A 13,016-nucleotide genomic window follows, 5' to 3' on the forward strand; every position below is an offset into this window, starting at 1 on the left:
GGTAGCTCCTTCGGGGGTAGAACACCCGCACCACCAAAGGGGGGCGGTGGTGAGGGTGTGAGCACCTCGTCCGGCGCTGCACTTCACAAAGGGGGAAAAGTCTTGGGGTGACGCCCTGGTGGGGCGTCGGGGTCGGCGGCCTGGCGAGCGGGGGGCTCGTGGCGCCGGGTCTGTGTGTAACGACCGGGGGGCCGGGGTCATTCCGGGGTTGGCCCATCCATCGCGCACCCTCATCGTGGCGGTGCCAGCGGTCGTCGGGGACGACCCCGGCCCGGCCATGATTCCAGCCCACGAGTGCAGCCGGTCACCACCCAGAAACACCCACCAGCCGACAAACCACTCACGCACCGCCGGTTCTGCGGTATCGAATCGCCCCTCACTTGGGTGACCACTCGGGTTCACGGAAGTCGGGGCATCCCGGATGTTCGGACACCCCGACACCAGGAAACCCGAGTTGATCATGCGTGGGCCTACCGTCGTGCCCTGCCCAGAGCCTGGGCGGGTCACGAGCCCAGGTAGCGCAGGATTGCGAGGATTCGTCGGCTGTAGCCCGTTGTGTGTGCGAGGTCGCGTTTGTCGAAGATGGCGTTGACATGCTTCTCGACAGCGCTCTGCGATACGTGCAGCCGCTGGGCGATGGCGAGATTCCTGTGCCCCTGGGCCATCTCGTGCAACACGTCCCGTTCGCGCGGCGTGAGCCGACCGAACGGGTCGGGACGGTCCGAGCCGGCCACCACCTGACGGACCACCTCCGGGTCGAGGGCAGTGCCGCCAGCGGCCACCCGGTCGAGGGCGTCGAGGAAGTCGTCCACCTGGGCGACCCGGTCCTTGAGCAGGTAGCCGACCCCCTCGGGACGGTCCGCGAGCAGCCTCCCGGCGTACCGCCGCTCCACGTACTGGGAGAGCACGAGGACGCCGTTGTCGGGCCACCGGCGACGGATCTCCAGGGCGGCCCGCAGCCCGTCATCGGTGTGGTTGGGTGGCATCCTGACGTGGGTGACGACCACGTCGGGACGGGATCGTGGACCCGGCGGGTCAGCTTCGCCCGACTTCCCGCGCCGAGCAGTCGTCGCGCCAGCCGGATGTCCAGCGCGGCGATGCTGGCGACGGCCTGAACGTTGAGCAGTAACAGCACCGCCCCGACGGCGACCTGGGACAGGGCGCCGAGAACAGTCAGTTCTCCGCGCACGGCCGCGCAGCACGATCCCGGCCAGCACCACACCGACGCCGAGCACGGCGTACGACAGCAGGCCGAGCGCGCCGGGTAACAGTCGGGCGGCCAGGTAGCCGACCTGCCGCCGGGTCGCCACGGTGTTCGGCACGGGCAGATCCTCCGCGGCGAGCAGCCCGGCGAGGCGGCGGTGTTCCATCCACACGAGCCGCGCCCCGTACCTGCTGATCAGGCCGGTCACCCGACGGCCCGCGGCAGGCGCGACCGCGAACACACCGCAGGCTGCGACCGCGACGGCGAGGAAGGCGAACTCGACGGCGGCCGTCGCGATTCCGACGGCGACACCGAGCGGCAGCCGGAGCCGAAGCAACCACCTGTCGGTCTGCCGCTCCCCCACCACCTCGCCCGCCTTCCGCACCAAGCCTGCTCCCCTTGCTCCCCTTGCTCCGCTTCATGCGACGCGCCCGTAGGAAACGTCGGCGCGATGTGGGCGTCACGTGACCCCGTCCCCACGTGACGCCGGTGCAGTCTGGGGTGCAGAGCAAAGGAACACGCAAACCAACCAGAGTGGCTGGCTAGCGTTCGTCCGACGCCCACGAACCGCTTCGGTAGAGGGTGCCGCGACCGCCCGGGTCGGGCATCCCGTTCAGTGCGCCCTGCTCGGGTTCGGTCTCGGGGTTGCGGGCAGCGCGGCGGGCCTTCAGCACGCGGGACCCGACGAACCAGAAGGCCGCCGCCGCGCAGACGACGATCACCACCTTCTGGAGCATGCCGGCGTAGCCCTCGACGAGATGCCAGTTGTCACCCAGCAGGTAGCCGGCGAGCACGAACGTGGTGTTCCAGATCAGGCTGCCCAGCGTGGTGTAGAGCAGGAACGTGCTCACCGGCATCCGCTCCACCCCCGCCGGGATGGAGATCAGGCTTCGGAAGATCGGGATCATCCGGCCGAAGAAGACGGCCTTCACACCGTGGCGCAGGAACCACGCCTCGGTCCGGTCCACGTCGCTGAGCTTGACCAGTGGAAGCCGGGAAACGATGGCGCGCATCCGGTCGCGTCCCAGGGCCGCGCCGATCAGGTAGAGCGCGAGCGCGCCCACCACCGAACCCAGCGTGGTCCAGAAGATCGCACCGACCAGACTCATCCGTCCCTGCGCCGCGACGAACCCGGCCAGCGGCAGGATCACCTCACTGGGGATCGGCGGGAAGAGGTTCTCCAACGCCACTGCCAGGCCGGCACCCGGTCCGCCGAGTCGTTCCACCAGGTCAGTGACGTAGCCGACGATTCCGTCCTGTGGTGGCTCCGCTGCGGCGGCGGGGGTTCCGGTGGCGAACACGGCGTGGGACGTTCGAATCATGCGCCCACGTTACGAAGTCATCCTGAGAGCCGACCATGGGGCCGACCGCCCGACCGCGCGGGTCGACCACACCGGTGGGGGTGCGGAAAGCCGCACCCCGCTGCGGCTCGCGGTGGTCCAGCCGCCGTGCGTACCCCTGGATGTCGCGGCAAACGCGCGGGCGCACGCCGCCGCGGTCCGCGCGGCGCGCGCCCGGGTGGTGGTCTTTCCAGAGCTGTCGCTGACCGGGTACGAGTTGGACGCGCCGGTCGTGTCGGTCGACGACCCGCGGTTCGCGCCGCTGGTCGAGGCGTGCGCCGAGGCGGGTGCGCTGGCCCTGGTCGGCGCGCCGGTCACCGGCGACCACATCGCGATGCTGGGCGTGACCGGTGGCGGTGCGACGGTGGCGTACCGGAAGATGTGGCTGGGGGACGCGGAGGCCCGTCGGTTCCGGCCCGGTGACACCCCGGTCGTGCTCGATGTGGACGGTTGGCGGGTGGGGCTGGCGATCTGCAAGGACACCGGCGTGGCCGCGCACGCGGAGCGGACGGCCGCGCTCGGGATCGACGTGTACGCGGCGGGCGTCCTGGAGTCGGCCCGCGACGCCGCAGTGACAGACCAGCGGGCACACCGGATCGCCACCGCGCACCGGGTCTGGGTGGCGGTGGCGAGCTTCGCCGGGTCGACCGGCGGTGGCTACACCGAGGCGGCGGGGCTCTCGGGCGTCTGGACGCCACAGGGCGAGGTGTACGCGCGGGCGGGCACCGACCCGGGCGAGTCGGTCAGCATCAGCATCGGCTGACTGGGAGTTTCCGTCGGACCGGTCCCCTAGCGTGGGGCAGTGTCATCGACGCTAGGAGGAGTGCATGGCAGAGGGCGCGACGACCGGCACGGCCGCTTCGGGCAGGATGTGTTCATGAGCGCCGTCCCCTCCCGACTGTCCGTGGTCACACTGGGAGCGCGCGACGTCGCCGCGCTGCGGTCGTTCTACCGGTCGTTGGGGTGGCCCGAGCTGCCGGCCAGTGACGACGGCTGGTCGGCCTTCCTGCTGGGTGGTGTGCTGTTCGCGCTCTACCCGCTACCGGCGTTGGCCGCCGAGGCGGCACCGGGCGTGCCGGCACCGGCCGGTGGTTGGTCGGGGGTCACCCTGGCGTGCAACGTCGACAGCCCCGAGCAGGTCGACGCGGCCTTCGCGGCGGCCGTCGCGGCGGGGGCGACGGTGGTGGCGGAGCCGACCGACCGGTCCTGGGGAGGGCGCTCCGGCTACATCGCCGACCCGGAGGGCAACCGGTGGGAGATCGCCTGGGCGGGCACCGCCCGCTTCGACGAGCGCGGTGCTCTTCTCTCCTTCGGCTGATTGTGCTGTTTGCGCGGCGGCAGTGACCTTGGAATGCTTCGGGAATGACGTCCTTTCCTCCAACCTTCGCCGCTGATGTCGTCGGCCAGTCAGCCCAGACGCAGTTCGAGGCGTTCATCGACGAGCACCGCAGAGCGCTCAACGGCTACCTGGACGGGCTGACCGAGGAGCAGGCGCGGCGGTCGTTGGTGCCGTCCCGGACGACGCTGCTGGGTCTGGTGAAGCACGCCGCGTTCGTGGAGAAGGTCTGGTTCGACGAGGCCGTCACGTGCCGGCCCCGCTCCGAGATCGGCATCCCGGCCACGCCGGACGAATCGTTCATCCTGGACGACGGCGACACGATCGCCGCCGTCCAACGCGCGCACCGGGAAGCCTGCGAAGCCTCCCGCCGCGCCACATCCAGCCTGAGCCTGGACGACCTGCTTCGCGGCAACCGGCGTGGCCCGCTGCCGCTGCGCTGGGTCTACCTGCACGTGCTGCGCGAGATGGCGCAGCACTGCGGGCACGCGGAGATCCTGCGCGAGCAGATCCTGGCCGCCGAATAGCGTCGCCCCATCCGCCCGCCGTCGTCCGCCGTCCGCCGTCCGCCGTCCGAGACACCGAACTCGGTCCGGCCCGGCGGTACTGGATCAGGCTCTGGCCCACCCCCCGGTGTCGGCGAAGCGACGCAGCGTCCAGCGGGCCGGCGGCCAGCCGCCGGGGTCATGGTCGGTGGTCCATTCGGTGATCGATGCCGGGGGCACGTCGAGGTCGAACGCCCGGAAGACCGGCTGCGCGCCGAGCGCGTGGAAGGCGCCCTCGACGGTTTCGCTGTGGCCGACCAGGACCACTGTGGAGCCCCGGTGCCGGTGGGCGATCTCCATGATCGCGCGGCTGACCCGGACCACCAGCTCGGCCCAGCTCTCGTTGCCCTCCTCGAACGGTCGGAACACGCCGCCGCCCGCAATCGCGTGGTCGGTACGGAAAAGGGAGGTCGGCAGGCCGTCCGCGTACGGGGGCGTGTGCCAGGTGCAGAGACCACAGTCGGCCACGGGCCGGACGCCGAACGCCGCGCCGATCGGTTGCGCGGTCTCGACGGCCCTGCGCAGCACGGACGAGTAGACCGCCACCGGCCCGTCGGCGGCGATGTCGACGGTGAGCCGGTTGGCCAGGTCGTGTGCCTGCTCGTGGCCGAGGGCGGTGAGGCCCCGACAGCCACGTGGCCCACCGATGATTCCTTCGAGCTGGTGGACCGACTCGCCGTGTCGCACGAAGATCAGACGTGTCCGCATCGGGACATCATGCCAGCGGTATCGACGGAGGTATCAGTCGTCCGTACGGCTGGTGGAGAACGTGCCGGTCCGGGCGAGCAGAGCATCCAGTTTCTCGCCCGTCTGCGCTGGTAGGCGATCCCGTCGCACCAGCTCGGCGATACGGTCCCGTAGGTCGGCGACGCGCTCGGCGCGGTCCCGGGTGCGGCGGTTGAGGTCGGCCAGGTCGTCGCGCAGGGCTTCGGCGGTCTTCCGGTCGATGTCGTCGCGGGCGACCGCGGTGGCGAGGATGGCGGCGAACTCGCTGCTCACCTCGCGAAAGCTGACCGGCACCTGCTGCCCGACGGTTGAGGGCGCGGTGCTGGCGGCGGGGGGTGGCGAGGACGGTGCGGCCGGCGTCGGCGAGTGTGTCGTGGGCGCGGGAGCCGGGGCGGAGGTCGACGGCGCGGCGGCGATCTCGGTCGGGTCGGATTTGCCCGGGTTGCCGAGCGGATTCTGCGCGATCAGGGCGCCGACGCCGATCAGCACGGCGAGCACCGCCCCGACGAGCACGCCGAGGGGCCGACGCGACCGGCGTCGGGGCGGTGCGGCTGTCGCCGGCACGGGGCGGGCCACCACCGATCTGTCGATCAGGGTGGGCGGGTGGGCGGCCGGCCGGATGCGCAGCAGCTCGGTGGGCGGCTCAACCGGCTGACCGGCGCCGAAGCGGCGGGCCAGATGCGCGGCGCTCGGTCGGTCGGCCGGGTTGGCGGCCAGGCAGGCCACGGTCAGCTCGGCGATGTCGGCGGGAAGACCGGGCACTCGCAGCGCCGGCACCGGGGTGCCGCGCCGGTGCACCTCCAGCGCATCCTCCCAGCTCTGCACGGGTAGCGGCGCCCGCCCGGTGAGGGTGCGGTAGAGCAGTGCGCCGAGGGCGTACACGTCGCTCGCCGGGTCGGGCGGGCCGGCGGTCAGCCGTTCCGGGGCGAAGTAGGCGGGGGTGCCCATCAGCGGTTCGCCGGACTGGCTGTCGAGGCCGCCGAGCGCGGCGATGCCGAAGTCGAGCACCTTGGCGCCGGTGTCGGTGAGCATGACGTTTCCGGGCTTCACGTCGCGGTGCACGACGCCGATGCGGTGCGCGGCGGCCAGCGCGGCGGCGATCTGCCCGGCCACCCGGACCGCCTCCGGCCAGGGCAGCGGCCCGGTCCGCAGCCGGTCGGCCAGGTTGTGGCCGTCGACGAGCTCCATCACCAGGTACGGAACCACGACGCCGCCGGCCAGTGTCGCCTCGGCGTAGTCGTACACCTGGGTCACGTGTGGGTGGGTCAGCCGGGCGGCCGCGCGGGCCTCGCGTTGGATGGTGGCCCGCAGTTGCGGGTCGGTGGCGAACTGCCCGGCGAGGACCTTGATCGCCACCGGCCGGCCCAGCACCTCGTCGTCGCCTCGCCACACCTCGGACATGCCGCCGAGACCGATCCGCTCGTGCAGTACGTAGCGGTCGTGGAGGCGGAGAGTGGGCGTGAGCGGCGACATAACTTCACCAGTCTGCCTGGCAACACCGCAGTCGACCACTCTGCGTGCCCGGACCCACACTGTTCGTCCCGTGCGTACCGGAATGGGATTGGTGCGGGTCAGGAGCAGCGCGGGGTGCCGGGCAGCGGTCGCGGTTGGATGCGGTCGGCGAGCCGGCGCAGGGCGAGGGCGGTGGCCTGCCGGGTCGGGGCGAGCAGGGCCCGGCGGGGGTGTTCGACCTGGACCGGCGCGTCCGGTCGGGCCGAGGTGACGTGCCGGTTCATGGCGTCGAGCGCGGTGATGTATCCGGTGGGAAGTTCCATGGTCAACTCCTGGGGACCGGTCCGGTGGACTCCCGGACGACGAGTGCGGTGGGCAGCAGCACGTGACCGGCCGCGGCGTCCGCGGGCGGGTCGAGCAGTAGTTCGGCGGCGATGCGGCCCTTCTCCTCGGCCGGTTGCCGGACGGTGGTGAGGCCGGCAGCGGCGGCCTCGGGGATGTCGTCGAAGCCGGTCACCGAGACGGGGGGACGATCATGGACCGGCCGTGCGGCCAGGGCGTCCAGCACACCGAGCGCGAGGACGTCGGAGCCGGCCAGCACGGCGGTCGGCGGTGCGGGTTGGTCGAACAGCCCGGCGATGGCCGCGGCTGCCGCCGGGCGGCTGTTGCCGGGGACGTTGACCAGTGTCAGCTCGGCCCAGCCGACGCCGACCTCGGCGAAGGCGTCGGCGAACCCGCTGAGCCGACCTCGGGTGGTCGGATGCGGCACCTGCTCGACCCCGGCGAGGGTGAGCGGGCCGGCCGGCGCGTCGGGCAGCACGGAGTCGGCGAGCAGCGCCACCCGACGGTGCCCGTGCCCCGCGACGTGCGCGGCGGCGCTGCGTGCGGCGGCCCGCTCGTCGATGCCGACGAACCGTTCGTCGGCGCCGGCGTCGTCGCGGGCGGCGGTGCTGACGAACGGCAGCCCGCGTTGGCGGATCACGTCGAGGGCCCACTCCTCGTCGGCGACGCAGTAGACGCAGAACCCGTCGACGGCGGCGTTCTCCACCGCCTGCCGGGCGTCGGTCACCGCCGGCGGCAGGGGCACCAGCAGCATGCTGGTGCCGTGCCGCTCGGCCGCCGCGCCGACACCGGCGAGGAAGCGGACCGCGAACGGGTCGGTGAAGGCGTACGACAGTTGCGAGGTGAACAGCACCCCGATCGACCCGACGAAACCTCGGCGCAGGGAGCGCGCGGTGGGGTTGGGGCCGGGGTAGCCGAGTTGCCGGGCGGCGTCCAGGATCCGCTCGCGCAGGGCGGCGGAGAGCTGGTCGGGGCGGCTGTAGGCGTTGGACACGGTGCTGCGCGAGACGCCGACGGCGTCGGCCACGGCTTGCAGTGTTGGCTTCACCGGCACCTCTCTGTATCGATCCAGTCTGAATCGATACAGAGACTAGCCCGACCGGTCGGCGTCGGTCAATACGTGAACGGAGAGTGGAAGCGCGGCCGAGGGTCAGGCCGCGTAGAGGTCGTCCAGCAGGCCGCCGAGGATCTCCGCCGTACGCTCGGGCGGCTCGGCCTCGACGCAGAGCCGCTCCATGGCCACCGCGTAGTAATCCAGATCGTCGCGCTTGTCCAGGTAGATGGCGCTGGTGAGCTGTTCGATGTAGACGATGTCCGGAAGCTCCTGGTCGCCGAAGCGCAGGATGGTGAAGGCACCCCCGGCGGCGGCGTGGCCGCCGGCGGCGAACGGGATGACCTGCAACCGGATGTGGGGCGACTTGGTCGCCTCGATGAGCGCGGTGAGCTGGCCGCGCATGACCTCCGCGCCGCCGATGGGTCGCCGCAGTGCCGCTTCGTCCACCACGGCCCAGAGCTGCGGCGGGTTCTGCCGCTGGAGCAGCTGCTGACGCTGCATCCGCAGCGCGACACGCCTGTCGATCTCGCCCGGACCGGCAGTGCCGTGCCCGAGCAGCACGACCGCCCGGGCGTACTCCCGGGTCTGCAGGAGGCCGGGCACGAACTGCACCTCGTAGCTGCGGATCAGCGCGGCGGCCGCCTCCAGGCCGAGGTACGACTGGAACCAGGACGGCAACACGTCGCCGTAGCGGTGCCACCAGCCGGGGCTGTTCGCGTCCCGCGCGAGCTTGAGCAACGCGTCACGCTCGTGGTCCTCGGTGACGCCGTAGAGGGTCAGCAGGTCGGCGACGTCGCGCTCCTTGAAGCCGACCCGGCCGAGCTCCATCCGACTGATCTTGGATTCGGAGGAACGGATCTCCCAGCCGGCGCCCTCCCGGGTCACCCCGCTGGACTCCCGGAGACGGCGCAGTTGGGCGCCGAGCAGCATGCGCAGCACGGTCGGCCCGGTTGTCGGGCCGCCCTCGGCGGGAACCATCGTCACGTGCGGACCTCCGGACACCGACCCACGACGGCCGGGCGCCCCGGCCCGGCCGACGTGTAAGCATGCCATGGACCGACAGTGAGGTGAACTCCTCCGCGCCGGTGAATCAGTCTCGTCGCCGGGACGACCCGCCCCGGACGGTCAGTTGATCAGGTGGTCGAAATCTCCGTCCCGCGCACCGAGAACGAAGGCGGCGATCTCATCCACCGTGTAGATCAGCGCCGGCCCTTCCGGGTGTCGTGAGTTGCGGACCGCGATGCCCGCTCCCTCGGGCAGTTCGGCCAGTTCGACGCAGTTGCCGCTGGGGTTGCTGCGGCGACTCTTCTGCCAGCTCAGCGGAGGCAATTGGTGGATCGGTACGCCATTGGGTGGCTGCTGCATGGGGGCGTCTTTCTGTTACGAGCCCGCCGGTGGCCGTGGGAGGAGCGGTGACGGCGAGGGGGTGCGGTATCGACATTGGACGGTTCTGCACGTGCATCTGCTATTGCATCTGCATCCGACGGCGAGCATGATAACGCACATGATCGGTGCCCATCCGTTCACTTTGTGTTACCCCCAGACGGGCAACGATCAGGCAAAACTGGGCCCGACGCGACGTACCGCGTCAACCGAAGGCTGGAGGCGGTCGCGGCGATGGGAGGGTTCGTGCCGGATCCGATGAGTGTCGCCTCCGGCGTCTGCGCGGCGGGCGCGCTGCTCTCCTCCTGGCAACTACGCCGACGGGCGGTGCGCGCCGAGGCCGAGATCGGTCACCTCCAGGCAGAACTGGCCGCCGAACGGCACGCCGCCAGTCACGACCCGCTGACCGGGTTGCCCAATCGCCGCGCCTTCTACCGCCTGGCAGCCGCACTGCTCACCGACGCCGCCGGCCAGCCGCTGATCGCCGTGGTGCTCGATCTGGACGACTTCAAGCAGATCAACGACCGGTACGGGCACGCCGCCGGCGACCAGGTGCTGATCAGTGTCGCCGAACGGCTGGCCGGCTTCGCCGGGGACAATCTCGTGGCGCGCCTCGGCGGCGACGAGTTCGCCGGGTTGCTCTCCAGCCCCACCGTCGACCGGCGCTGGATCGAGCACTCGACCCGCCGGCTCAGCGAGACCGTCGCCGCGCCGATCCGGCTGAGCGGGTGCAGCGTCCGGGTCACCGCGTCCGTCGGGCTCGCCCCGGTGAGCGGCCCGGCCCAGCTCACCGATGCGCTCAGCCGCGCCGACGCGGCCATGTACCAGGCGAAGAGCCTCGGTGGCGCCCGATCGCCCCGCCAACTGGTCGACAGCGCGTTCCTCGGCGAGCGGTGACAGTTCAGCTGACGGGCGCGCCGAACCACCTGGGCAGATGGCTGAGCAGGTCGGCCTGATCGTCGCCCACCCACGCCACGTGACCGTCGGGCCGTAACAGCACGGCGGGCACCTCCACTTCAGCGCTGACGTCGACGACATGGTCGACCCGCTCCTCCCAACCGGCGACCGAGAGCTGGCCGGTCTGGTCGAGCAGCAGGCCCCGGCCGCCGCGCATCAGCTCGTAGAGGCGCCCCCGCCTCAGCCGTACGTCACGCATGTGACGCCCGAGCAGTTCGTGCCCCGCGCCGAGGTCGTAGCGGACCCCGATCGCGGTGATCTTCTCGATCAGGTACCGGTTGACGTCCTCGAAGTCCAACAGCTCCGACAACAGTTGGCGCACCGACCGCGGCCCCGGCTCGGGTGAGAGCAGCACCATCTGCGCCCGGGTGTTGTTCAGCACGTCCGCGGCCACCGGATGCCGCTCGCTGTGGTAGCTGTCCAGCAGCCCCTCCGGCGCCCAGCCGTTGAGCTCGGCGGCCAGTTTCCACCCGAGGTTGAACGCGTCCTGGATGCCGAGGTTGAGCCCCTGCCCACCGGTCGGCGGGTGGATGTGCGCCGCGTCGCCGGCCAACAGCACCCGGCCGACCCGATAACGCTCGGCCAGCCGGGTGGCGTCACCGAAGCGGGAGAGCCAGCGCGGTGAGTGGACACCGAAGTCGGTGCCCGCGTACACCCGCAGTTGGTGTTTGAAGTCCTCGATGGTCGGTGGGACAGTGCGGTCCTCGACCACCCCTTCGGCCGGGACGAGGACGCGGTACACCCCGTCTCCGAGGGGCCCGAGACCGAATCGGAGATGGGTCTTGCGGACCTCGGCCACCACGTCGGCCACCTTTTCCGCTGGTACGCCCACCTCCATTTCGCCCAGCAACGTCTCGGCGCTGCTGGGCTCGCCGGGAAAGCCGACACCGAGCAGCCCGCGGACGGTGCTGCGACCGCCGTCGCAGCCGACGAGGTAGCGCGAACGCACCTGCGTGCCGTCGGCCAGCCGCACGGTCACCCCGTCGTCGTCCTGGCTGAGCCCGACGAGTTCGCTGCCGCGCCGGATCTCGACGCCGACCTCGCTGGCGTGCTCACCCAGGAGACGGTCGGTGATGGTCTGCGGAATGCCGAGGACGTACGCGTGTGCGGTGTCCAGGCCGCCCGGCGACGGCTTGGGGATCGCGGCGAAGAAGCCCCCGACCGGGTACTGCGTTCCGAGCGCGAGGAACCGCTCCAGCAGACCTCGCTGGTCCAGCACCTCGATGCTTCGCGCGTGCAGGCCGAGCGCGCGGACGTAGCTGGTCGGCTCGGTCTCCTTCTCGAGCACGAGCGCGTGCAGCCCGTGCAGCCGCAACTCGGTGGCCACCATCAAGCCGGTCGGCCCGCCGCCAGCAATGATGACATCGATCATGTAATCCCCCGATTTTCCCAGATTTGGGCGTCGGCTGGAGATTCTGCGGCATCACCCGGGTCTTGCCGCAAGGCCCCCGGTGCGATATATGTTGGAGGTGGCAGAGAGCGCATTCGCTCTTTGCCTTACTTTTTGTCCGGCGTAGACGGCGACGTGGTCGCCGCTCAGCGCCGCCGGTCGAGGTCGCGCAGTGCCGCGTCGGCGAGGGTGACCAGACCCACCGGTGACACCAGCCCCCGCACGATCCGCGCGGCCCGGTCCCGGTCGGCCGGCTCGACGTCGAGGTCCAACGCCTGGCGGGCCCAGTCGCTGAGGTCGTCGAGCGCGCGGACCGCGAGAAACCAGGCCAGGCGCAGCGGGTCGACGTCGGTCCTGCCGTAGCCGGCGAGGACCGCCCGCTGCTGCTCGGCAGTGATCGGCGCGAAGGCGAGCACCCCGCCGAGGACGAACATGAGGTCGCACTCGGGTGGGGCGAGCACCGCGTCGTCCCAGTCGATCAGCCACACCTGCCCGTCCGCGCCGAGCAGGAGGTTGCCCAGGTGCGGGTCGCCGTGGCAGATCACCGCCGGCCCCGACCGGTCGACGGCGAGTCGCTCGACCCCACGGAGCAGCGTGGACACCCGGTCGGCGTTCGCCGCCCAGACGGCGGCCAGTTCGGCGACCAGCGGATCACCGGAGTCGGCCTGGTCGCGGAGCCGTCCGGCCACGTCCCGGGTCGCGGCCACCATCGAGGGGTACGCGTCACCGCCGCCCGGCAGCAGCCGTTCCAACTCGTCGGTCACCGGCACCGCGTGCACGGCGGCCAGCAGTTCGCCGTAGGCACGCCAGTGCGCCTCGCTCATCGGGCCGTCCAGCGCCCGCAGGTCGGACACCCACGGGACCACGGACAGGCGGTGCCCGTCACGCTCGGCGTACAGGCGTCCGTCGCAGGTGCGGACCTGCGCCGCGACACCTGGCACGCCCCGCTCGGCCAGGTGCGCGGTCACGATCAGGCCGGCCGGCGTACCGCCACCGCTGACCTTGACGGCATACCGCGCGCCGTCGCCCGTCTCACCCCGCCAGAGCCGAGCCCGCAGATCAGCCCCGTGCGGAACCTCCTCCACCGTGGACAACCGAAGCCCAAACTCCCCCCGGACCCACCCCACCACGTCCACCGACCCACCCCACCCCACCCCGCCTGCTGGCGGTGATCAAGAAGTTCGCGTCACTGTCGGCCCGGATTCTGACGCAAACCTCTTGATCACGAGTGCCTGGTGAGGGGCGTGGGGGGCGTGGGCGGAGATGATTCGGGTACGGGAAGGGACG

The 13,016-nt window shown here is 71.5% G+C and carries 14 protein-coding genes; 4 read left to right on the top strand and 10 right to left on the bottom strand.

All coding sequences use genetic code 11. The features are described from left to right. Nucleotides 1-503: 503 nt before the first annotated feature. Nucleotides 504-1,589, bottom strand: coding sequence for a LuxR C-terminal-related transcriptional regulator (locus tag ACIBEF_RS25670; RefSeq protein WP_396795745.1), 1,086 nt, complete (start codon nt 1,587-1,589; stop codon nt 504-506). Between the two features lie 157 nt (nt 1,590-1,746). After that, entirely contained in the window at nt 1,747-2,526 is a 780-nt protein-coding gene (locus ACIBEF_RS25675; protein WP_396795681.1) for a DedA family protein, read from the bottom strand. On the opposite strand from ACIBEF_RS25675, the gene ACIBEF_RS25680 reads away from it, so the two are divergent. The 3 genes from ACIBEF_RS25680 to ACIBEF_RS25690 all read left to right on the top strand — a co-directional run bounded on the left by ACIBEF_RS25680 (nt 2,525) and on the right by ACIBEF_RS25690 (nt 4,407). Beyond that, complete coding sequence (locus ACIBEF_RS25680) at nt 2,525-3,307, top strand: carbon-nitrogen hydrolase family protein (RefSeq protein ID WP_396795682.1); 783 nt, start codon at nt 2,525-2,527, stop codon at nt 3,305-3,307. The genes ACIBEF_RS25675 and ACIBEF_RS25680 overlap by 2 nt on opposite strands. A gap of 114 nt (nt 3,308-3,421) precedes the next feature. Further along, nucleotides 3,422-3,862, top strand: coding sequence for a VOC family protein (locus ACIBEF_RS25685; protein WP_396795683.1), 441 nt, complete (start codon nt 3,422-3,424; stop codon nt 3,860-3,862). A gap of 44 nt (nt 3,863-3,906) precedes the next feature. Next, nucleotides 3,907-4,407, top strand: a complete 501-nt coding sequence (locus ACIBEF_RS25690) for a DinB family protein (protein ID WP_396795684.1) — start codon at nt 3,907-3,909, stop codon at nt 4,405-4,407. A gap of 84 nt (nt 4,408-4,491) precedes the next feature. Here the strand turns inward: ACIBEF_RS25690 and ACIBEF_RS25695 are convergent, their stop codons facing one another. The 6 genes from ACIBEF_RS25695 to ACIBEF_RS25720 all read right to left on the bottom strand — a co-directional run bounded on the left by ACIBEF_RS25695 (nt 4,492) and on the right by ACIBEF_RS25720 (nt 9,364). Beyond that, the gene (locus ACIBEF_RS25695) at nt 4,492-5,133 is read right to left on the bottom strand and encodes a histidine phosphatase family protein (RefSeq protein WP_396795685.1); all 642 of its coding nucleotides are present in this window, start codon (nt 5,131-5,133) and stop codon (nt 4,492-4,494) included. Between the two features lie 33 nt (nt 5,134-5,166). After that, nucleotides 5,167-6,624, bottom strand: a complete 1,458-nt coding sequence (locus ACIBEF_RS25700) for a serine/threonine-protein kinase (RefSeq protein ID WP_396795686.1) — start codon at nt 6,622-6,624, stop codon at nt 5,167-5,169. Nucleotides 6,625-6,722: 98 nt separating this feature from the next. Next, nucleotides 6,723-6,926: a hypothetical protein gene (locus tag ACIBEF_RS25705; RefSeq protein WP_396795687.1), complete on the bottom strand. Its 204-nt coding sequence runs from the start codon at nt 6,924-6,926 to the stop codon at nt 6,723-6,725. Between the two features lie 2 nt (nt 6,927-6,928). Next, nucleotides 6,929-7,972 carry a substrate-binding domain-containing protein gene (locus ACIBEF_RS25710; RefSeq protein WP_396795688.1) on the bottom strand — a complete coding sequence of 348 codons (1,044 nt, stop codon included), beginning with the start codon at nt 7,970-7,972 and terminating at the stop codon, nt 6,929-6,931. Between the two features lie 123 nt (nt 7,973-8,095). Then, entirely contained in the window at nt 8,096-8,983 is an 888-nt protein-coding gene (locus ACIBEF_RS25715) for a helix-turn-helix transcriptional regulator (protein ID WP_357230670.1), read from the bottom strand. 141 nt (nt 8,984-9,124) lie between these two features. Next, nucleotides 9,125-9,364 (bottom strand): DUF397 domain-containing protein, encoded by a 240-nt coding sequence (locus ACIBEF_RS25720; RefSeq protein ID WP_091406718.1) that lies wholly within the window; start codon nt 9,362-9,364, stop codon nt 9,125-9,127. A 264-nt stretch (nt 9,365-9,628) separates the two neighbouring features. Here ACIBEF_RS25720 and ACIBEF_RS25725 point away from each other — a divergent pair, with 264 nt between their 5' ends. Continuing rightward, on the top strand, nt 9,629-10,279 hold the full coding sequence (locus tag ACIBEF_RS25725; protein ID WP_396795689.1) for a GGDEF domain-containing protein: 651 nt from the start codon (nt 9,629-9,631) through the stop codon (nt 10,277-10,279). Between the two features lie 4 nt (nt 10,280-10,283). Here ACIBEF_RS25725 and rox read toward each other — a convergent pair whose 3' ends face one another. After that, the gene (rox, locus tag ACIBEF_RS25730; protein WP_396795690.1) at nt 10,284-11,711 is read right to left on the bottom strand and encodes a rifampin monooxygenase; all 1,428 of its coding nucleotides are present in this window, start codon (nt 11,709-11,711) and stop codon (nt 10,284-10,286) included. 164 nt (nt 11,712-11,875) lie between these two features. Further along, a complete protein-coding gene (locus ACIBEF_RS25735; RefSeq protein WP_396795691.1) occupies nt 11,876-12,814 on the bottom strand; it encodes a phosphotransferase enzyme family protein in 939 nt (312 codons plus the stop codon). Between the last annotated feature and the right edge of the window lie 202 nt (nt 12,815-13,016).

Origin of the sequence: Micromonospora sp. NPDC050795, from assembly GCF_044456785.1 — a bacterium.
Lineage (GTDB): Bacteria > Actinomycetota > Actinomycetes > Mycobacteriales > Micromonosporaceae > Micromonospora.

Coding starts and splice junctions, on each gene's coding strand:
- ACIBEF_RS25695 (WP_396795685.1), bottom strand. CDS start 5,133: ATGCGGACACGTCTGATCTTCGTGCGACACGGCGAGTCGGTCCACCAG.
- ACIBEF_RS25675 (WP_396795681.1), bottom strand. CDS start 2,526: ATGATTCGAACGTCCCACGCCGTGTTCGCCACCGGAACCCCCGCCGCC.
- ACIBEF_RS25685 (WP_396795683.1), top strand. CDS start 3,422: ATGAGCGCCGTCCCCTCCCGACTGTCCGTGGTCACACTGGGAGCGCGC.
- ACIBEF_RS25705 (WP_396795687.1), bottom strand. CDS start 6,926: ATGGAACTTCCCACCGGATACATCACCGCGCTCGACGCCATGAACCGG.
- rox (WP_396795690.1), bottom strand. CDS start 11,711: ATGATCGATGTCATCATTGCTGGCGGCGGGCCGACCGGCTTGATGGTG.
- ACIBEF_RS25720 (WP_091406718.1), bottom strand. CDS start 9,364: ATGCAGCAGCCACCCAATGGCGTACCGATCCACCAATTGCCTCCGCTG.
- ACIBEF_RS25690 (WP_396795684.1), top strand. CDS start 3,907: ATGACGTCCTTTCCTCCAACCTTCGCCGCTGATGTCGTCGGCCAGTCA.
- ACIBEF_RS25700 (WP_396795686.1), bottom strand. CDS start 6,624: ATGTCGCCGCTCACGCCCACTCTCCGCCTCCACGACCGCTACGTACTG.
- ACIBEF_RS25680 (WP_396795682.1), top strand. CDS start 2,525: ATGCGCCCACGTTACGAAGTCATCCTGAGAGCCGACCATGGGGCCGAC.